The sequence below is a fragment of the Vibrio sp. 10N.222.49.C12 genome (assembly GCF_041475025.1).
GTDB lineage: Bacteria > Pseudomonadota > Gammaproteobacteria > Enterobacterales > Vibrionaceae > Vibrio > Vibrio crassostreae_C.
This window is the reverse complement of the sequence record NZ_JBFRVF010000026.1, coordinates 120144-140692: the sequence shown is the minus strand read 5'-3', so window position 1 is coordinate 140692 and position 20549 is coordinate 120144. Positions and strand designations below refer to the sequence as shown.

Below are 20549 nucleotides of genomic sequence, written 5' to 3'. Positions count from 1 at the left end.
AACATGTAATTCTAAAGCTATTACCCCTCTCTTCTTAAATAAATAGGAACAGAATGATAATGAATTGACTGTGCCGATAATAAATTATCGATTGGTCACTCAGTTCATTGAAATCAATGTGATTCCTAAGAATCAATTTTTGATATTCATCAACGAGTGCCCACACAGATTGATAGGTTTAAATTGTTAAAGAGCTTTGCTTGTCGAAACTTTCTTTTTACAAAGAAACCCTTGAAAGCAGACGTGAATTCTAGCGATTTAATCTTAAGTGTCAAACACTTTTTAAAATTAATTTCTTTCGAACTTTCCGTCTTACTGATTACCGCTGAAGCCTTATGGCATCTGCCGTGGCAGTGAGGCGGCATTATAGAGATCATCGAAAACATGGCAACCCCTTTTTTGATAAAAATTCAAAAAACTTGCTTAAGTGGCTACTTTTACGTCAAAAGGCTCTTTCGTAGCTCAAAGCTCATACAATAATGGGTGTATTACTTAAAACTTTGCGATTAGATCTTTCGAAAAAGCCTCTATATCTAGCTCAATGCTCCATTTCTCACTCACTTCTAGGATGTTATCTAGCGATTGCTGAACTGTTTTTATCGTCAATGTGTTGTTGTCTAGGTCGTATACCTGTTTTTGCGTGGTGTAATAGAAATAAAGGATGGTCAGCGCGTCTCGGTCGCCTTGCTCAGCTTTGGGTTGAATACGCTTGAGCTTACGATAGATTTGATTATGGATTTGTTTAAGGTTCCATACATAAAGCGCTTCTTTGAAGTAATCATGCCCTTTCACACGGCTCGCGATAAATGCATTCAATGCGACTGATAAGATCACACCTAATACGTTCAAGTGGAAATTACCTGTCGATTCGCCTGCGATTGATTGCCCTGAACCGAATAGCTCGATCAGTATGGTTCCGAATACAATGGCGAACACTGCGAGTGACCCAACCAACGAAACCAACAGCAGGTTCATCTTCTTTCTATATTCTTCTTTATTGATCTTCTGTAACTTCATCGACTACTTCCTTATGTAAGTCACCTAATAATTTGCGCATACTATCTACGTAAACATTGGGTCGCTTCAACCCTTACCATCTTGTAATGTGGTCATTCTCTATTTAATACGCAGAGTTCTTCTGGTTGGCGCTATACGCAACTCTATTTGACTTCATTAATAGAAAAGAGTTACATACCGCCACAATTTTGGTTATTCATCAATTCATGTTGATAAAGCCCGTTTCGCTTTATCACATACTGACAAGGTACATTCCATGCGTTCATTTGTATTACGCGCTCGCGCAGCCCCTACAGAGAGCAAACTTATCTTAGAAGGTGTTGGGCAAGATGCTCATACTGAGATTCTGGCTCATACTCTGATGAACACGATCTTCGTTGCTCAATCTCACCGTGAGAATGTCACCGTACACCTTGTATTAGAAAGTACTAAAGACTTTTCACGTACGATCACTTTCGATTCAAATGAGATCACCAACATTGGTGGCTTTCATGAATCGGCATTGTTATCAGCGGTAGTAAGAGCGGTTGATGCTTCTCAAGGTATGACCAAAGAGCAGACTCGTCAGGTTGAACCGGGAATCGTCGTTCGCACTATGAGCTTTGAAAAACTAGTCAAAGAACTGGCTGAAGACCACCAGCTATACATGATGGATAAGAAAGGTGACTTTATCCGTGATGCAGAGATTGCTGAAAACCCATGTTTCCTTCTTACTGATCACATCCCTATGCCGAAGAAAAGCTACAACAGCTTAAAGCGCTTAGGGACAGAAAAAATAAGCTTAGGCCCGAACATGCTGTTTGCTTCTCAGTGTGTTGTGTTGATCAACAATGAGCTTGATATTCGCGGTTTCTAATCTCCGAACTAATAGTCTCAACGCAAAAAGAGCTCAACTATGTGAGCTCTTTTTTATTATCTATCTCTTTGTATCAATGGTGTTATCTCGAAATCAGACCTGATTAACCAAAGATGAAGCTGTATAGGAAGCCTGCACCCATCGCCATGCTTAGGATAACGAATAGGAATGCTGCAATCATTTGGTTCTTGAAGATTGATTTAAGCAGGATAACTTCCGTCAAACTTGCACCTGCACTACCAATGATCAATGCCATAACTGAACCCAGCGCCATGCCTTTCTGTACTAGAGCTGCACTTAGTGGGATTACCGCTTCAGCACGAATATACAGTGGAATACCAATCACGGCTGCTACTGGAATCGCATACCACATACCTTCACCAGCGTACTGTGCAATAAGGTCTGTAGGAATGAAGCCGTAGATGAATGAACCAATCGCGATACCCATCATTAGGTAAGGGAAAACTTGTTTAAAATCTTTCCAAGTTGAGAACCAAATTCTCATCCAACGGCTAGGTTCTTTCTTCTCTACGATTTCAGCTGTTGCGCTTCCATCCGCTGAACAGCATGAAACCGTTACTTGTGGCTCTTCTTTTTTAGAATCGCAGCAAGATGTCTCTTTTGCCATTACTGGTGCAGGTTCGCCACATGCACTTGTACCACATGAAGATTCCGCTTTAACCGGTGCTGCTTTCTTAGGATCAGAATCACCACAACTAGTGCCACAGCTTGAAGCTGAACCTGTTGATTCATACGCTTCAGGTTTTACGTAACGCTCAAAGCCAAGCTTCTCAAGTGCGTAACCAGCCACTACAGACACCATCATTGCTACAAGGAAGTAGAACACAGCAACTTGCCAACCGAAGGTAATCACAAACAAACCAATGATCACTGGGTTCAATAGTGGGCTACCAAATAGGAACACCATCATTGGACCGAAACCCGCTCTTGCACGCAGCAATCCTTTTAAGAAAGGAATGGTCGAACATGAACAGAAAGGTGTAATTGCACCCAGTAGTGCTGCTACTACATAACCCTTACCATTACGTGAGCTCAGGATAGATTGAATCTTTTCTGGTGTAAGGAACTCTTGAAGAATCCCAACAATGTAGCTGATCGCTAAGAAAAGGATAATTAGCTCTACTGCTAAGAAAGCGAACATATCAAGTGCGTCTTTCAGCATTGTTAACATTTCATTGCTCATAATTAACTCCAAACTGGATTGAAGGTCGGGCTCTATGAGAAAAGTAACCAACCCTTAATTTCGAATATTATCGAATTATAGAAATAAACAGCTCCAGAACAAGAATTATTTCGATAAAAATCGAAATGATTTTCGAAAACACAGTTTTTCAATAACTTACACAGACACCGTTTTTAAATTTGAATTCGACATACATTTCGACTAACATCGAAATTAAATCTTGAGGAGTTAATATGAACTTAGAAGTCGTTGCGAAAGCACTTAAAGAGTTGGGGCACCCTATTCGCCTAACCATTTATAAGAGTGTCGTTAAAGCTGGCTACCAAGGCATTGCAGTTGGCGGCCTACAAGAAGAGCTAGGCATTCCCGGTTCTACCTTGTCTCACCACATATCAAGCTTGGCGTCTGCGGGCCTAATCAGCCAAAGACGAGAAGGAAGAACTCTATTCTGCGTGGCGGAGTATGAGTGCCTAGAAGGTGTGATTGATTTCTTACAAGACGAATGTTGCGTAAATGAACAGTGCAACTAATGCACCTTTGAAGATCGAACAAGTCTGGGCCGAGTATCAGCAAGCATTAAAGTCATTCCTGCATTCAAAGGTCAACAACTCTGCGGATGTAGACGACTTGCTCCAAGATATCTTGATTAAGACCTATCAGAACTTAGATAAGGTACAAGATGCTAGCAGTGTTAAGGCTTGGCTGTTCCAGTTAGCCAACAACACCATTATCGACTTCTACCGTAAGCATGCACGCCAACAACGTGATAGCCAAATTGATGCTGAAGATCTGTGGTTTACCGATTTAGACCACGACTCTGAATTTAAGCAGAAACTTTCATTGTGTATTGAACCTTTTATTCAGGCATTGCCAGAACAAAGTTCATCGCTACTGCTTGCGGTCGACATCAAAGGCCAAAGCCAAAAAGAGATCGCAGAAGCGCAGAACGTCAGCTATTCAACGGTTAAATCCCGCGTGCAAAAAAGCCGTGCTGATCTTAAGAACCTGTTTGAAGAGTGTTGTAACTTGTCCCTTGATCAACAAGGCAATGTGATTGATTGCGAGCTTAAGCCGAACGCCAGCTGCGGCAAGTGTTAATCGTTACATCGAATCCGTTATTTCAATAGAACAAAGCCAGCAATTAATGCTGGCTTTGTTGTTTTCATAATCTGCAAATCACTCTTTACTTAAGCAAATCTAGAGCTTGAGCGAACCGAACTATGCTGCTTCCGCTTTTACCACAGGTTGATAGCGCCCCGGTTTATGATTCATTGCTAGAATCAAGTTGGTGACTATCGCACCAAGCACAGACAGAAGAACCAATGACACATCAACAATGAACAGAGAAAGCACAACAATCGTGCAGTCTAATGCCATCTGAACCTTACCTGCTCGAATTCCAAAACGTTCTTGTAAGAACAACGCCAGAATGTTGAAGCCACCTAAGCTCATCTTGTGACGGAAAATCACCAGCATGCCGGTACCAATCAAGCCACCACCAAGTAAAGCTGCATACAATGCATGAATTTCGGCAATTTGAATCACGTGATACAAGTGATCCACGGCGAACGAAACAATCGAAACCGCGATAAACGTATTGATTGTGAAGCGCCAGCCCATACGAGCAACCGACAAAATATAGAAAGGTAAGTTAAGTGCGAAGAATACTTGGCCAAAGCTCAAATCTGTTACTTTGGTAATGAAGATCGCTAGACCAGCCGTGCCCCCGGTGAGCAAACCGACTTGGTTGAAAAAGATGACGCCGAGTGAAACCAATGCGCTACCTAAGATCAGTGCCAGTAAGTTTTCGCGAAGATTATGATCTTTATCCATGTGAATGACTCTCCCTGAATCTTTTAACATCGCGTTTCAGTAGTCTTGAAACGATTTATGCCCAAATTTACGATGTTTGACAGATAAGTCGAGTGAACGAGCAATGTTGCTTAGTGATTAGTTTGTATATTAGTTTTTACAGCTTTGTGAAACTTTAAATTAAACAGCTAGTTATAAGCCTTAATTTAGACTTTCATTCTTAATTAGATACTTGTTTCTATTAACTAACGAGCTTCAAGTTTTCTTATTTATTGAGCGCGTTTTATACCAATTCCAATCAAGCGACAATCTATGCATAAAACGCATAGACTACATCACAAATGGTCATTTGATACATACCCGACTCATCACTATGATGCGCGACTTCTTACAACATTGAGCGCATGTCAACACCGTATGTTTTCACAATCTCTTTTTGCCCAACTTGCCAGAATGACGTTATTCCTCGTCATTAGTTTGGTTATTGTGCATCACAGTCAGCCATTGATTGATCTCTTGGCTCAGCATGCCGTAAGCAGTGGTTGCCACCAGCAGTCAGGGCATGATCATTCTGGGCACGAACATCACCATGAGATGACTGACCAACACATGTCAGCGCAAGACCACTCACATCACCACCATTAATTTAAGAGTATTAGAATGAGCATTTTCCGTTTTCCTTTACTGGTATGGCTAGGGATAGGCACACTTATTATCAGTCTAGGGATCAGACAATCATTCGGCATTTTCATGATGCCAATTTCAGAGCATTTCGGCACGGGTCGAGAGTTTTTCAGCTTCTCTATTGCTCTACAAAACTTATTGTTCGGTGTGTTCCAACCTTTTGTTGGTATGGCCGCTGACAAATGGGGAGCAAGACGCATCATTATTGCTGGCGCATGTGCTTACGGTTTGGGTTTACTTCTTACCTCAATTTCTACCGAATCGAGCATGCTTTACGTTTCGTTAGGCGCACTGGTTGGTCTTGGCTTGAGTGCGACAAGTTACGTGATCGTGCTTGGCGCAGTAGCGAAAGTTGTACCAGCAGAGCACGCGGCTAAGGCGTTTGGCTTAACCACGGCTGCAGGTTCATTTGGTATGTTCGCGGTAATTCCGGGCGCACAATACATGCTGAATGAATTTGACTGGCAGAGTGCGATGCAAGTGTTTGGCGTACTATGTTGTTTGATGATCTCTTTTGCGCTGTTCATGCGAGCGCCTAAAGCAGCCTCAAACAAACAAGCGCAAGCTGAAGAGAACCAAACACTCAAAGAAGCGTTGTCTGAAGCGTTTGCTCACAAAGGTTACTGGTTGATTCACGCGGGCTTCTTCGTGTGCGGTTTCCACGTAATGTTTATCGCAACGCACTTACCGAGCTATTTAGCAGATAAAGACCTACCCGCGAGCAGCGCTGCGATGGCACTGGCTTACGTTGGCATCTTCAACATCTTTGGGTCTTACTTCTGGGGTGTAATGGGCGACAAGTTCAGCAAACGCCACGTTATGTCTGCACTGTACTTAGTGCGTACTGTGGTTATCGGTGCGTTTGTGACTCTGCCTGTGACTGAATCAACCGCGGCTATCTTCGGTGCGGCCATTGGATTCTGTTGGTTGGGTACAGTTCCGCTAACGTCTGGCTTAGTTCGTCAGATCTTCGGTGCCCGTTACCTATCAACGTTGTACGGCTTGGTATTCTTTACTCACCAAGTGGGTAGCTTCTTAGGCGCTTGGGTGGGTGGTCGTATTTACGATTACTACGGTTCTTACGAGCCAATCTGGTGGTCAACGGTGGTGCTGGCATTTGCAGCAGCACTTATCCATTTACCAATCAATGACAAGCCCATTGAGCAACTGAAATTGGCAATGGCTTAACGTTTTATGCTGACTCCCCCACTAGCGTAAACAAGTCGTTCCAATAAAGCGAGTGAGTATTGAAAGGAAGCATCCTGAGATACTCACTCGCTTTTTTGTTGGTCGTTATAGTAGAAATTATAACTAGCGAAACTGGCATAAAGCTCACTGAATAATAAGACTATTATTTTAGTTTTCATTTATAGTATCCACCCGCTCCTTTAAAACTAATCCGCAGGCTTATGGAATACATAGATCAGACTGTCCTTATCGCAATGACACTCATTTTTGTCGGCTCGTTTGTGCAAACCGCAATCGGCTTTGGTTTGGCCATTGTTGCAGCCCCACTGCTGTTTTTGGTCTCTCCAGATTATGTGCCTGCGCCTATCTGTTTGATCGGTCTATTTATCTCGTTATTCAACGCTTTTAAACATAGAGCAAATATCTCTATTGGCGGATTAAAAATCGCATTGCTGGGCCGTATTCCTGGGTCACTGGCAGGTGGTGCTTTGTTGGTGATGGTTTCAACGAGCGTGTTATCACTATGGTTGGGCTTATTGGTAGTATTTGCCGTGATTGTTAGCCTACTGCCCTTTAGACTCGAACCAACCCCAACTAAGATGGGTATTGCGGGGTTCTTCTCTGGGTTCTTTGGTACCAGCTCTGGTATTGGTGGGCCGCCAATGGCACTCCTACTTCAACACCAAGATGCCAATCAACTTCGTGGTAACCTTTCTGCGTTTTTCGTGTTTAGTTCGATCATTTCGTTGGTTGTACAGATCCCAATTGGCTTCTTCACGCTACACCACTTGATCATCACAATCCCGCTACTTCCTGCCGCTTGGTTGGGTTACAAGGTAGCGTTATTGACGACGCAAAGCATTCCTAAAGAGAAGATACGTATCGGCTCTTTGTTACTATGTTCTATCAGCGGCTTCACTGCTATTTGGCAAGGCTTAGCTAGCTAGAAGCAGAAACATCGATAAAACAACAAACACACAGATCCACCACCAAATTATGAAAGGGCGTTCTATGACATACGACGAGTTCAATGCATTCTGTGAATCACAAGCAGCCACCAGCTACGTGATGCAGTGGAATAACTCTCACGTTTGGAAAGTGGGAGGCAAGGTGTTTGCGATTGGAGGTTGGGGACCAAACGACGAGCCTGCATTTATCTTCAAGGCATCTGATCGGAATTTCGATTTTCTCAAAGAAGAGCCAGGGTATAAACCTGCCCCCTACTTTGCTTCACGCGGAATGAAGTGGATTCAGCTGTTTGAGAGCACACCAGAAAGGGATGGCGAGTTGAGATACTACCTCACGGAGTCTCACCGAATCGTCTCTTTGGGACTAACCAAAAAGAAACAAGCAGAACTCGGGCTCAATCAATAGCCAGAGATTCCGCTTGCTAAACGAAAGCCAAATTGCTTTGGGGGAACTAACTTGCTATTAAGAACTAAGTTGCTTTTAACAGCGAAGCTCTTCTTAAATGTTTAATCCGTTCTGAGGAACTTAGGCAATAACGGTTCTATTTTTTGCGTTGGCACCAGTGGCACTAATAGGTAGATTAAGCCTGCAAAAGCGATAGATGCCGCTAAGTCTTCAGGACGATGCATACCAAGCCAAACGCGGCTATACGCGACACCACCAGCCCAAGCTAACATGCCACCTACAAGGTAAAAACGCTTCGCTTCTAAGAACAACCCACCAAAGAATGCCAAGCAAACACCCACGAAAATCATGTGTCCAGACGGGAATGAATAGTCTGTTTCGCCAAGCCAATGACGTGTTCGCCATTCACTGACCTTATCTTCTACTGACTCAATGGCCACGTTCTTTTCTTCTAGTGGCAGTTCATAAAACAGCTCCGGCATATCAACCACTTCTTGGGTAACTAAGTACTCAGTATATGGGCGTGGACTCTCCGTTGATGATTTAAGGAATGTCTTTGCTGCAAAGCTTAACACCAATAAAATACCAAGCTGCAAACAAAGGCTCACTAGCTTTGCTTTTGAGAACTTTAATGTCAGCACCAACAAAGAGAGAATCGCGAGTGTGATTAGGAACCCTTGATTACCCGCTGAATAAGTCACGAATGTCATCACTGCACCATAGAAAGGCAATACAGCACTTCCAAGGTCGAAGTCAGATCCAAAGATCAAAAAAGGCACTAGAGAATACAAGCTTAAAACGAGCAGTAATAAGCCTTTGGATTTGTTAGAGAACAGAGAAGTCATGGCTAAGATCTTTGAGATAAAGTGGTCGGATGCTATCGCAGCTTAGCATCGCCAATATCAATTTTATGTCAAAACGGTCAGTAAGCCGTCATGGTGTAACAATAATCGATTAAAGGGCCTCTTAAGTATTGAGCTGATGAACTGTCACGCCATCACCAATAATCCAGACCATCCACTTGTGTACATATAGACATCAAAACCCACTAAACATAGCCTGCGCACCGCTATACACCACACGCTAAGGTCTGCCGATAAAGTGAACACTTACCGGATTATAAGGCCAGAATCTGAAAAACTTTGCTGTCAGTCCTTTAAATCCACTATTGAAAGGATTACCATCTGGTCTGCTTTCAAAAGCAAAACAGATTATTAATTTTTATTCTCAGGGCGGGGCGAAATTCCCCACCGGCGGTATGTCCTTAGCAAAATCTAAAGATAAGCCCGCGAGCGCTCGATTCGTCGAGGTCAGCAGATCTGGTGAGATGCCAGAGCCGACGGTTATAGTCCGGATGAGAGAGAATGAAAACACACTCGTTTAAGTTGGAAAGGCGTACCCGCGTGAGTTGGGTTCGTACCTCCAACTTAGGCGGGTGCATTTCGTTTTGGATAAAACCATAATGAGCTAAAGTTGACTTGTAATGAGTAGGCTTTGTTGTGCTCGGTTGAGATCCCTCATACAGCCCTGATTCTGGTGATATTTTAGGAGTTTAACCATGAATCAGTCTTCACTACTTGCCGAATTTGGCGAACCAATCACTCGCGTTGAAAACGCACTGCAAGCTCTACGCGAAGGTCGTGGCGTACTTCTACTTGACGATGAAGATCGTGAGAACGAAGGCGACATCATCTACTCAGTAGAACACCTGACGAATGCTCAAATGGCGCTTATGATCCGCGAATGCAGCGGCATTGTGTGTCTGTGTCTAACTGACGAGCAAGCGAACCAACTTGAACTTCCACCTATGGTTGTTGATAACAACAGCGCAAACCAAACTGCGTTTACCGTCACTATCGAAGCGAAAGTTGGTGTAACAACAGGTGTTTCTGCCGCTGACCGTGTAACAACGATCAAGACAGCTGCAAATCCAACAGCTAAGCCTACTGACCTTGCTCGCCCTGGCCACGTATTCCCATTGCGTGCTCGTAAAGGTGGTGTACTTGCTCGTCGCGGCCACACAGAAGGTACAGTAGATCTTATGCAAATGGCTGGTCTTCAATCTGCCGGTGTACTTTGTGAAGTAACCAATCCGGATGGTACGATGGCAAAAGCGCCAGAGATCGTTGCTTTCGGTAAAATGCACAACATGCCAGTACTGACCATTGAAGATATGGTTATGTACCGCACTGAGTTCGACCTTAAGCTTGCATAACGTTTAGCCCTCAATGCTAAACACTTAGTCGTTAAGTCAACTACACTGCGAAGTGAACATTGAAAGGCCTCACTCTTACTGCTTTTAGAGTTAAAGCATATAGGGTGAGGCCTTTTTAATTTCCGTAGCTTGAAACGAACCTGAAATGGATCGCCAAAGTGTCTCTACTTACCGAAACCTCCCCAACCTATCGTTAGAAAAGCGTAACCTCTCAAAAAATCCTGCAAAATATGAGAAACATTCACTCGAATGGTGAAGTCATGCACCATCATTGATCATCCATAATTACAGGTAAATCATAAGCAACTGAAATATAACACTTATTTATTTTGGCACGGTGTCTGCACTACCACTAAGTAGGTATACAAATATTAGGAGTTGAATATGTTTGTAGTTATTTCAGTGGGTTTATCCCTATTAGTACTTGCGGCCCTGTTTCATTTCTCAAGGAAGAGACAAACAGCGCTATCACACAGGTTTGAAACCTTAGTTCTGCTTAGAGAATTATTGTTGTTATCACGCAAACATCGCGCGGCAACGCACTATGCTCTAGCTTATAAGTTGTCTAGCGACTCGATTCGCAAAGTGAACGAGATTTACGACAACATACTTGAGGTATCTGAGCTGCTTCAATCCCATGTGTCGTTTGACAGCCGCCCTATGTATCGCATCTATCACCTCAAGCTCATCGCTATGCACAGCGACTGGCAAAACCGTAGCTTGGTGCGTAACCAATCGATTCATGGCAAAACAATTCGCCATAGCATGTTCTTGATGGATGAAGTAATGATCATCTGGCTAATTCAGTCTGAGCGTGAAGACATGAGCCGTGAGTATCACATGAATTGGCAACAGATCTTAGACTGCATGGAGATCCTGACCAAGTTACGCATGTGCATACCTGATATGGAGAAGCCTGAGGAGTACGCGAGATTCAAATTCTACGCCTCTCAGACACACAGAAAACTCAACCAGTTATCGATTATCTGCCCTCTTAGTAGTGGGTCACCGGTTTGTACGCGAGCGATGCATGCACTCTCAGAGATCGCATCAAGTAACGAAGCGACCCAACCGGCAGATAGCATGTACGAATTAACCAGTGATATCTCTAGCGTCGTGTCGCAAGTTTACGACCAAGTATTATCCGATATTACGAGAAGCTTGTATCAGCCTTTACCAGACGTAAACGAAAAGGTAATAAATACCCGATTATCCGTACATCATTACATGTAAAGACTTCGTGAGAGGAGAGCGTGCTGGAACTCTGAATTATTGAGTTCAAATCCGATATCACCATTGATATCGGATTTTTGTATTTATGAGCTTTTAAAATTCTATCGCTATGTATCATTGCCTATGAAGTTTCAAACATCGCCAGATTTGATATCGCTAGACCAAGCTTCTGCGGCAAAATCAATGAACTGACGAACAACCGGCAGCTGATAACTACGAGACAAATACACCGCCCACAGCACACTACTCGGTGAAACAAACTCATCTAATATTCGTATCAATTTGCCATTCGCAATCAGTGGGTTGGCTAAGTCACAAGGTAAACGAACTACCCCTTTCCCGTGCTGTGCGGCGCGAGTTAGCACTCCAACATCATTAGCCTTGATAGTGCCAGACACCTCAACTGAATAGTGTTGATTGTCCTTAACAAAATCCCACTTAGAAACATTCAAGTGACGAAAACAATTGTGTTGTCGAAGCGCCTCGACCGTTTCAGGTTCACCATGTTTGTCTAAGTAGGCTTGCGAGGCACACACCACTGAATCAATAACCATTAGCTTTCGTGCAATCAAACTATCATCAGGTTGATCGGTATAACGAAGTGCAATATCGATCCTCTCATCCACCAGCTGAGTAAAGCGGTCTGAGGCAAACAGTTCGACCGTGATATTAGGGTGGCGCTCGGTGAACTGTTCGACCACATCCAACAACATGTGCTGAGTTAAACCAATCGGAGCTGCAATTCGAATGGTTCCAGAAAGATCATCGGTTTGATTGAGTGAAGTAACTTCTAGCTCAGCGGTCTCATGGAGGATCTTCTCACAGCGCTGCAGAGCGATTTCCCCTGCCGCGGTTAAGCTCACCTTTCGAGTCGTCCTATGTAATAGCCTCTGCTTCAGCCACCCTTCTATCTCTTGAACATGACGTGAAACCTGCAACCGACTCATGTCCAAATGCTCAGCTGCTTGGGTGAAGCTGGCACAATTCGCAACTTCGACAAAGCTACGCATTGCCGTCAACCTATCCATCACACTCTCCTTGAACTGTTTAACTGCTAACCTAACCTTATTAGATAACTATATGGATACAATCTACATCATTTTGCGATATTTATCGCAACCTAGTGAGCTATTAGACTGCAATGGCTGTCGAGAAAACGACTCAATAAATTAGATAATTGGAGAGACATTATGAAAATTGCAGTATTAGGTGCATCAGGTTGGATTGGTAGTCACATCGCTCAAGAAGCTCAATCTCGTGGTCACGAGGTCGTTGCTGTTGTAAGAGATGCAAGCCGCGTGGAAACCAAAGGCATTGAAGTTCGTTCATTTGATTTACAAGATGAAGCCGCAAGTCTAGCAAACGCACTATCCGGCGTTGATGCAGTCATTACTTCGATTGGCGGACGTGCTCTGGGTAATCACGACATCGTAAAAAACACAGCAGCTAAGTTGCTTGATACATTGCCAAGCATTGGCATCGAACGTCTACTTTGGGTAGGAGGTGCAGGCTCATTAGAAGTGGCACCAAACGTACCGTTAGTTACCGTTCCTGACTTCCCTGCGGACTACAAAAACGAAGCGCTAGCACAAGGAGAAGCCCTTGAAGTGTTCAAACAATCTAATGACAAGGTTAACTGGACATTCGTTAGCCCTGCTGCGGAAATCTTCCCGGGCGATAAGCTATCAACCTACCGCACAGGTGGTGATCAACTGCTCACTGACGAAGATGGCAACAGCAAAATATCCGTCAGCGATTACGCTATTGCGATGATTGATGAACTAGAAGCTGGCAAGTTCCCACGCCAACGTATTGGTGTCGCTTACTAGTCAGCTCATATATAAAAACTAAAAAAGCCGCTTGTTCAAAACAATGCGGCTTTCTCATCTTTATATTGAGCATTCCTTTAATCCAATGGCAGGTGACCCGTTTTCACTAGGATAACCGTCTCTTCTTCCACATAAGGGAAATGCTCGCTCATATGAGGGCTGCGCATCCATGTGTGTTTTGGATACTCGCCATGTTCATCTTTAAAAGTGCCTGACAACACAAAGATCTCTTCACCACCAAAGTGACGGTGCGGCTGAAAACGTTCGCCAACAGGCCACTTCACTAAAGCGACATGCTCGTGCTCGAATTCATGCAGTGGCATCACTTGTAAACCACCAATACCCGGAAGCCACTCTGTTTCTAGAGTATTAATGCGAACTTGAGTTAAGTCTCTCGCATCAAACTGGTTGAGCTTCACCAAGATCGTGCAGCCATTTTTGCTTGATGGAGAATGCGCACTGCCCGGGGGATTACGGATATAAGTACCGGCAGGGAAATCTCCAGTTTCATCAGAGAAAACACCGTCTAACACGAAGATTTCTTCGCCTTGCGGATGCGGGTGCTCAGAAAACGAAGATTCCGGTTCGTACTTCACAACACTGGTCGTGTGACCTGATTCTTTCTCTTCTCTTTCAAGCGGCTTACGCCATACCCCTTTGGCAGGGCTTGCAATCCAGTCTAATGATTCGGTTTCAATAACCAGCTTTTTTGAAAAGTCCATGTTGAACATAGTGGCGACCTTACTCTTGTTATCGTTTTAATTATTATTGTTGTCTTTCTCGTTTCTATTCTACGCGAATACTGATCAAGGAGGCTATCTCGCTGCTATTTTGCCTGCGCGATAGCCACCTAAAAAGAATCCTAATTAATTGCGGCCAGCAATCACTCCGCCATCAACATCCCAGATTGCACCCGTTACCCAATCTGCACTGTCTGACAGTAGGAAAGAGATGCTATTAGCGATGTCTTTCGGCAAACCTACTCGACCAATAGGATGGAACGCGTTGAAGCCTTCTAGCGCTTGATCCACTTCTTCTGGTTTAATGAATGATTCGTAAATTGGCGTTTTAACCACAGCCGGAGACACGGCATTCACGCGAATGTTATGCTCAGCCAGTTCCATTGCCATGTGTTGTGTTAATGCGTGCAGGCCAGCTTTAGCCATTGAATAAGCAGAAGATGGCGTCGCTTTGATTGCCTGCTTACCCCACATAGAGCCAACGTTAACCACACTGCCACCGCCGTTCTTGATCATCAATTTACTTATCGCTTGAGTGATGAAGAAGGTTGCTTTATTGAGCTGCATGTATTGCTCATAATCAGATTCTTGATGCTCGATAAACGCTTTAGGGTTGAAGTAGCCAGCCGCATTAACAAGGTAACCAATACCCTCTTCGAGCGACTCTAGATGCGCAATGAGATTAGCTACACTCGCATCATCATAAAGGTTAGCTTGCCAACCAGAAGCGTGGCCCAACGATTGCAATTCTGACACCGCTTTATCTAACTTAGTTGGGTTATTGCCGACAACCAACACATGGATGTTTTGAGCAACTAATTGCTTCGCTGTTTCAAAGCCCATACCACTTGTGCCACCGATTACTACTGCAATACCATTTTTAGTGAAGTTCATTTTGTTATCTCCTAAGTCATGTGAACGTGGTAATCTTAGGCCTTGAACTAACACTATGAATAGTAAGTACAAATCGGTTAGGTAGGTACTTATTGGTACATCTTTATGAAAAATCAGGAAAACTTTTTTTCAAGAAAATCAGCACCAGAGCGTTCCGCTCGCATGGTCGAAACCATCTACGGCTGTAAATGGTCGCTAACGGTTTACCAATTATTGGCAAATGGCATCAATCGCCCCGGTGAAATGGTGCGTTCGGTCGAAGGGTTATCAACCAAGGTACTGAATGAATGCTTGAAGCGAAATGTGGAGTTCGGGATTTTAGACAAGCAAATGTTCAACGAACTCCCACCAAGAGTTGAGTATCAAGTGACGCCCTTTGGTGAGAAGTTCTTACTGATTCTAGACCAGCTGGAAAACCTGCAAAACGAAATCGACGAGATGTAAGCCCAAGCCTGTCCAACTATTGCTAAAAGAAAGAGGAAGGTAGGCCGCGCCATTTAGCTGACTGGCATTTGCTCAAAACGGCCTTTCACAAAATCAATAAAGGTTCTAATTCGACTTGGTTGATAGCGGTCTCGATGGTAGATCGCTGAAAAGTCCACTTTAGGTACTACCCACTCATCAAACACCTGCTCTAGTTGTCCGTCATTGAGTTCTTGTAAGCAATAGATGCTGGGAACTCGAATAATCCCGTTACCCGACTTCGCGCCTTGTACCAACACTCGGCCATTTTTACATTGCAGTCTGCCCGTCACATGTACATCGACCGTTTTCTTGGTGTCATCCAAAGCTTGAAAGCTCCACTTACGCACAGACCCCGTTAAGCAGTCATGGTGAATGAGATCTTTAGGATGGTTTGGCTTTCCTTTGCGAGCAAAATATTCAGGGCTTGCGAGCGTTCCCATCTCGATGTCCAAAAGCTTTCTCGCGATAAAGCCCGCATCTTCAAGGCTTCCCATACGAAATGCGATATCGAACGCGTCTTCAATCAAGTCGACTCGGTTACTACTGAAATCAAGGCTGATGCTGATGTCTGGGTAGAGTTGCATGAACTCATTGACCAGATCCGCGATGATCACCTCGCCCAGATAACCGCCAACACAGTTTACTTTTATGTCGCCACGTACTTCTTCGACGTCATCCACAGCAGCAATCAAGGCTTGGTCTATATTATCTAAGGCTTGTTCACATCTCGCGTACAGATCTTGCCCTGCGTGAGTCAACCTTAAGGTTCGAGTGGTGCGGATAAACAGTGTCACACCCATCTGCTTTTCTAGGCTGCTCACTTGGCGTGATACGTGGGAACGAGACACATCCAACTCCTCCGCCGCTTTGGTGAAATTACCTAAACGAGCGATCAGCACGAAAGAACGAATATCAGACAGGTTAATTTGATTGAGCATGGCCGCCAGCTTACTAGTGAGGTTATGAGATAGACACTTTTATTGTTGCACCACAGCAACAGTGTTTCAAGTAAAGCGCTATATATCAACAATTCTATTTTCCTTAATATACCTCCATCGCAACGAAGCAAGGCAACAAGCACTTGATTCGAATGCACTTAAACAACCCGTCGTAGCCAACCGACGCAATAAAAGTACAGAGGAAATAAAATGAAAAAACTAATCGTAATTACAGGTGCAAGCTCTGGTATTGGTGAAGCAATCGCTCGTCGTCTAAGCGATGAAGGTCACCCTCTGCTACTTTTAGCTCGTCGTGTTGATCGCCTTGAAGCGCTGAATCTACCAAACTCACTGTCAGTAAAAGTAGACGTAACAGACAAAGCGTCTTTTGATGCAGCAATCGCACAAGGTGAAGAGAAGTTTGGCCCTGTAGACGCGCTTATCAACAACGCTGGTGCAATGCTTCTTGGTCAAATCGATACTCAAGACGCTCAAGAGTGGAAGACAATGTTCGACGTGAACGTTATTGGCCTTCTAAACGGCATGCAATCTGTACTTGCTCCGATGATGGAACGCAACACGGGTACTATCATCAACATCAGCTCTATCGCGGGTAAGAAAACATTCCCAAGCCACGCAGCTTACTGTGGTACTAAATTCGCGGTACACGCTATTTCTGAGAACGTTCGTGAAGAAGTGGCGGCTTCAAATGTTCGTGTTACCACTATCGCACCGGGTGCTGTAGAAACTGAGCTTCTGTCTCACACAACATCTCAAGAGATCAAAGACGGTTACGATTCTTGGAAAGAAGACATGGGTGGCGTATTGGCAGCTGACGATATCGCTCGCGCTGTATCATTCGCTTACCAACAACCACAGAATGTATGTATCCGTGAGATTGCTCTAGCACCAACTAAACAACAGCCATAGGCCTTTGCCATCGCTAATAAATAAGCGATGAACTAAAAAAGCGCCACTACTGATTAAGTAGTGGCGCTTTTGTTTTGATTCGAGCTAATTGCTAGTAATAATCTTGATTAAAACTCAACGCGATAGACTGATGTGCTACCACTTACTTCATTACCGACAGCGATAAAGTGGTTACCAGAACGAGTGAAATACTTAATTGACTCTGGACCTAGGTCACCCGCTTTCGAGTTGTAAGTATCGTTGTCGCAATCACCGTCTTCATCAACCTTAGTGCACACTGATTGTGTGAAATCTCGGTTGTTCAAGTAGCTGATGAAACTTGCGTTCTTAGGCTGTGTTACGTCGTAAACCATGATGCCACCTTGGCGCTCAAGGCCGATAAAGGCATAGTGCTTACCGTTGATCTCAGCCACTTCGATAGCTTCAGGTTCTACCCCTTTATCATCGCTGCGATCGTCACCACTTTGGTTGTTATCATTGGTGCTGTTGAAGTTTGCAGGATCTTGTTCAAGAACGATTCGAGCGAAATCATCACCGCTATCAAACACTAACTCGCCAGACTCATCCCAAATAGAGAAAGAGCGGCTACCGAATGCTTGAACCTTTTGGTCAGCAGCGAGTGTCCCTTGTGGCTTAATCACTTTAAGACGTGCAAGTTGCTTGTTGTCTTTCAATGCGCCATCTAATGGGTGGTTAGCGTCAATATCTAACTTCTTGCCGCGTACTTCATCGACATAAGCGATACAAAAGTCTTTTTCTGTGGTGTAGTTTTCGGTGCCTTGATAATCGTCACCATCCCACTCAAAACCTTTCTCATCACACATTTCTTGCGTAGTCTTGATGCCATATTCACGACCATCACCTTCGTTCGCAGTCACGATGTAGGTGTTGCCATCAACACTGTAGCTAGTGATGCTATCTGGCATGTAGAGGCCTTCTAACATCGCGTAGCTTTGCAGATTACCGATATTTTTGTCTTTGTTTGACGCATCTAGCTTAGCGTTATCCCAAGGCTTTCCGCCTAGTCCAAGAATCGCATCCACATGTGCACTCGCCACATCAATCGCTGCCAACGCGTTGTTCTCTTGGAGGGCAACGTAGAGTTTTCCGTTATCCGCAAATGTTAGGTATTCCGGTTCAAGATCTTGAGCAACCGTTGCATTCGGCGCAGAGATTCGAACCTTGTCGGTTAGCTCAGCATGGCGAGGCTGACCTTGATTGAATGCCTTGAAATCAATCTGAGTGACTGTCGCTTGCAAAGGACCATTGGTTAAATCCACCAGCGTTACTGAACCTTCAGGATCAATGCTGTAATCCGCATTCGGCTCACCTTCATTTGCAGAGGCAATGTAGCGACCATCTTTCGAGAAGCTCACCATGTCCGGTAATGCACCAGCCGTATAAGTAGTAATCAGCTCTAACGTGTCTGAACGATAAAGGGCAATGATGCCGTTTTGTTGCTTGTCAGCATTTTCAATCGCGACAGCAACTAATCCTTGATGAGTCGACACACTGTTCGCTGCACCAATATCAATACCAGAAGCTGCAGCCGCTGATTGAAGATCAATCGAACCCGAAGATGTTGGTTCGCTAGCTGAGTTCATTGATAAAACATCAACTTTCTGAGCTTGAGCGTTCACAACATAAAGCTTGTCGGTACATGAATCGTAGCTGACGATTTCGGCTGCAGAAGTATCAAACGGGGCGTCGGCGATTGAACGGCCAACTAGGCTGATTCCAGTTACCTCAGCATTGGAAGCGCTTGGCTGCTCGATGGATTGGCATTGAAGGCTAAAAGCATCAAGTGATGTTTGAGATGGCGTAGCAGTCGTTGGTGATGTTGAAGTTGATTGAGAACACCCAACTAGAGCAGAACTTACGGCGATAGGCAGTAATAGTGTCAGCTTATTAAATTTACGATTCATATATCCTCCATGATTTGAATCGCGATCATAGAAGGCTTTGATGACACTTATCTTTCTCTTTTATTAACAATAAATGATGACAATAGGTTTCTTTCACTCATAGCAACAGAGAGTTAAGGCGAGCACTCTATTAACAAGTAAGAAAAAAAAAGCGCCCAAGCTGGCTGATGCTTGAGCGCCTTTAGTAAACTGAATAGGGAGATTAGAAGTTGTAACCACCACCGATCATGAATACCCATGGGTCGATATCAACGTCTGTTGAGTACTGGTTACCCGCTGTATCTTTATACTTTGCAGTTGTATCTATATCTGCATACCAAATAGATGCATTTAGGAACCAGTCTTCATTGATCATGTAATCCACGCCAATATTTGCTGCAAGCCCCCAAGAGTCATCAAGAGACAAATCACGTAGTTGAGCGTCTTTACCAGTTCCGTTAAATTTTTCATCAAAGAAGAACGTGTAGTTAATACCTGCACCTACATAAGGGCGAATTTCACTGTTCGCTTCACCAAAGTAGTACTGAACCATAAGTGTAGGCGGAAGGTGTTTAACATCTGCAATATCACCTAGTCCAAGTAAATCAGTAGATACCGTATGTGAAAATGGTGTTGCTGCAAGAATTTCTAAACTAACGTTATCAGTGAACATATAGCCAAATGTTAGGCCAAGTTGAGTATTTGAATCTACAGATAGCTCAGAACCTGGTGAGTTTAGTACATCACCACTGCTGTCGTTTGGAGATACCATTGCTGCACCTGCACGGATGATGAAATCACCTTCTTTATGAGCAAGAACATTGGTTGACATAAGAGCCGCAATAACCGCAATACCACATACTGTTTTTTTCATTATAATTTCCTTTTGGGGGGCTTAATCTTTATTGGTGAATGAGTAATCATTTCTTATTTTGCGTGCAAGGTATCATAGAATAACCCTACTTTATTGATGGAAATCAATTTGTGAAAAATTGTGATTATTTATGTAAATCTATATCGACCCGATCACTTTATTCCTTCATTTTATTGACAGTTTTGTAATGCAGCTTTTCCGTGCGTCATTTTGTTAATCCAATCAATTCACTCTATTCGGATCTTTTTTGGATCAAAATAGAGCAAGCCAATATCTCACGCGCATCATTTTGGTGCAGAACAACAAGAATCAATCTCGCCTCGTATAATATTCAATGAGTTACATTTGGCTTAGTGCTTGCAAGTCTATGTTAATAATCATAAATACATTGA

At 43.8% G+C, this 20549-nt stretch carries 22 protein-coding genes and 1 riboswitch; of the genes, 11 read left to right on the top strand and 11 right to left on the bottom strand.

Annotated elements, in window-relative coordinates:
- Positions 1–492: 492 nt before the first annotated feature.
- Positions 493–1017, bottom strand: coding sequence for a DUF3087 family protein (locus AB4583_RS10320; protein ID WP_065584102.1), 525 nt, complete (start codon positions 1015–1017; stop codon positions 493–495).
- 256 nt (positions 1018–1273) lie between these two features.
- Between AB4583_RS10320 and trmY the strand changes: the two genes are divergently transcribed.
- On the top strand, positions 1274–1873 hold the full coding sequence (trmY, locus tag AB4583_RS10315) for a tRNA (pseudouridine(54)-N(1))-methyltransferase TrmY (RefSeq protein ID WP_017061702.1): 600 nt from the start codon (positions 1274–1276) through the stop codon (positions 1871–1873).
- Between the two features lie 103 nt (positions 1874–1976).
- Here trmY and AB4583_RS10310 read toward each other — a convergent pair whose 3' ends face one another.
- Complete coding sequence (locus AB4583_RS10310; protein WP_372117249.1) at positions 1977–3077, bottom strand: permease; 1101 nt, start codon at positions 3075–3077, stop codon at positions 1977–1979.
- Positions 3078–3310: 233 nt separating this feature from the next.
- Between AB4583_RS10310 and AB4583_RS10305 the strand changes: the two genes are divergently transcribed.
- Together AB4583_RS10305 and sigZ are read left to right on the top strand one after the other, a co-directional pair.
- On the top strand, positions 3311–3607 hold the full coding sequence (locus AB4583_RS10305; protein WP_004733042.1) for a helix-turn-helix transcriptional regulator: 297 nt from the start codon (positions 3311–3313) through the stop codon (positions 3605–3607).
- Positions 3591–4175 (top strand): RNA polymerase sigma factor SigZ, encoded by a 585-nt coding sequence (gene sigZ / locus AB4583_RS10300; protein WP_229648219.1) that lies wholly within the window; start codon positions 3591–3593, stop codon positions 4173–4175. The genes AB4583_RS10305 and sigZ overlap by 17 nt, the downstream gene beginning before the upstream one ends.
- Positions 4176–4295: 120 nt before the next feature.
- Here sigZ and AB4583_RS10295 read toward each other — a convergent pair whose 3' ends face one another.
- Positions 4296–4910, bottom strand: coding sequence for a YitT family protein (locus AB4583_RS10295; protein WP_017065874.1), 615 nt, complete (start codon positions 4908–4910; stop codon positions 4296–4298).
- Between the two features lie 460 nt (positions 4911–5370).
- The gene (locus AB4583_RS10290; protein WP_017061698.1) at positions 5371–5520 is read right to left on the bottom strand and encodes a hypothetical protein; all 150 of its coding nucleotides are present in this window, start codon (positions 5518–5520) and stop codon (positions 5371–5373) included.
- 29 nt (positions 5521–5549) lie between these two features.
- Between AB4583_RS10290 and AB4583_RS10285 the strand changes: the two genes are divergently transcribed.
- The 3 genes from AB4583_RS10285 (at position 5550) to AB4583_RS10275 (ending at position 8135) form a co-directional block, all read left to right on the top strand.
- Entirely contained in the window at positions 5550–6761 is a 1212-nt protein-coding gene (locus AB4583_RS10285; RefSeq protein WP_372117246.1) for an MFS transporter, read from the top strand.
- A 221-nt stretch (positions 6762–6982) separates the two neighbouring features.
- Positions 6983–7708, top strand: a complete 726-nt coding sequence (locus AB4583_RS10280) for a sulfite exporter TauE/SafE family protein (RefSeq protein WP_170791812.1) — start codon at positions 6983–6985, stop codon at positions 7706–7708.
- 64 nt (positions 7709–7772) lie between these two features.
- On the top strand, positions 7773–8135 hold the full coding sequence (locus tag AB4583_RS10275; RefSeq protein ID WP_372111286.1) for an MmcQ/YjbR family DNA-binding protein: 363 nt from the start codon (positions 7773–7775) through the stop codon (positions 8133–8135).
- A gap of 101 nt (positions 8136–8236) precedes the next feature.
- Here the strand turns inward: AB4583_RS10275 and AB4583_RS10270 are convergent, their stop codons facing one another.
- A complete protein-coding gene (locus AB4583_RS10270; RefSeq protein WP_065584098.1) occupies positions 8237–8980 on the bottom strand; it encodes a phosphatase PAP2 family protein in 744 nt (247 codons plus the stop codon).
- Positions 8981–9354: 374 nt separating this feature from the next.
- Positions 9355–9505: riboswitch (FMN riboswitch) on the top strand.
- A 188-nt stretch (positions 9506–9693) separates the two neighbouring features.
- Here AB4583_RS10270 and ribB point away from each other — a divergent pair.
- Both ribB and AB4583_RS10260 read left to right on the top strand, forming a co-directional pair.
- Entirely contained in the window at positions 9694–10350 is a 657-nt protein-coding gene (gene ribB / locus AB4583_RS10265) for a 3,4-dihydroxy-2-butanone-4-phosphate synthase (RefSeq protein WP_004733029.1), read from the top strand.
- 384 nt (positions 10351–10734) lie between these two features.
- Positions 10735–11583 (top strand): hypothetical protein, encoded by an 849-nt coding sequence (locus tag AB4583_RS10260; protein WP_017064918.1) that lies wholly within the window; start codon positions 10735–10737, stop codon positions 11581–11583.
- A gap of 131 nt (positions 11584–11714) precedes the next feature.
- Here AB4583_RS10260 and AB4583_RS10255 read toward each other — a convergent pair whose 3' ends face one another.
- Positions 11715–12611, bottom strand: coding sequence for a LysR family transcriptional regulator (locus tag AB4583_RS10255; protein WP_017069812.1), 897 nt, complete (start codon positions 12609–12611; stop codon positions 11715–11717).
- Between the two features lie 162 nt (positions 12612–12773).
- On the opposite strand from AB4583_RS10255, the gene AB4583_RS10250 reads away from it, so the two are divergent.
- Positions 12774–13412, top strand: a complete 639-nt coding sequence (locus AB4583_RS10250) for an NAD(P)-dependent oxidoreductase (RefSeq protein WP_372117244.1) — start codon at positions 12774–12776, stop codon at positions 13410–13412.
- Between the two features lie 77 nt (positions 13413–13489).
- Here AB4583_RS10250 and AB4583_RS10245 read toward each other — a convergent pair whose 3' ends face one another.
- Entirely contained in the window at positions 13490–14143 is a 654-nt protein-coding gene (locus AB4583_RS10245; protein ID WP_372117242.1) for a cupin domain-containing protein, read from the bottom strand.
- Positions 14144–14278: 135 nt separating this feature from the next.
- A complete protein-coding gene (locus tag AB4583_RS10240) occupies positions 14279–15046 on the bottom strand; it encodes an SDR family NAD(P)-dependent oxidoreductase (protein ID WP_029222233.1) in 768 nt (255 codons plus the stop codon).
- Positions 15047–15151: 105 nt separating this feature from the next.
- Here AB4583_RS10240 and AB4583_RS10235 point away from each other — a divergent pair, with 105 nt between their 5' ends.
- Positions 15152–15490 carry a helix-turn-helix domain-containing protein gene (locus AB4583_RS10235; RefSeq protein WP_004733017.1) on the top strand — a complete coding sequence of 113 codons (339 nt, stop codon included), beginning with the start codon at positions 15152–15154 and terminating at the stop codon, positions 15488–15490.
- A 53-nt stretch (positions 15491–15543) separates the two neighbouring features.
- Here AB4583_RS10235 and AB4583_RS10230 read toward each other — a convergent pair whose 3' ends face one another.
- Positions 15544–16449, bottom strand: coding sequence for a LysR substrate-binding domain-containing protein (locus AB4583_RS10230; protein ID WP_372117240.1), 906 nt, complete (start codon positions 16447–16449; stop codon positions 15544–15546).
- Positions 16450–16659: 210 nt separating this feature from the next.
- On the opposite strand from AB4583_RS10230, the gene AB4583_RS10225 reads away from it, so the two are divergent.
- Positions 16660–17379 carry an SDR family oxidoreductase gene (locus AB4583_RS10225; protein WP_004733012.1) on the top strand — a complete coding sequence of 240 codons (720 nt, stop codon included), beginning with the start codon at positions 16660–16662 and terminating at the stop codon, positions 17377–17379.
- 107 nt (positions 17380–17486) lie between these two features.
- Here the strand turns inward: AB4583_RS10225 and AB4583_RS10220 are convergent, their stop codons facing one another.
- Together AB4583_RS10220 and ompW are read right to left on the bottom strand one after the other, a co-directional pair.
- A complete protein-coding gene (locus AB4583_RS10220) occupies positions 17487–19304 on the bottom strand; it encodes a choice-of-anchor I family protein (RefSeq protein WP_372117239.1) in 1818 nt (605 codons plus the stop codon).
- A 202-nt stretch (positions 19305–19506) separates the two neighbouring features.
- Entirely contained in the window at positions 19507–20157 is a 651-nt protein-coding gene (gene ompW, locus AB4583_RS10215; protein ID WP_017071378.1) for an outer membrane protein OmpW, read from the bottom strand.
- Positions 20158–20549 lie beyond the last annotated feature (392 nt).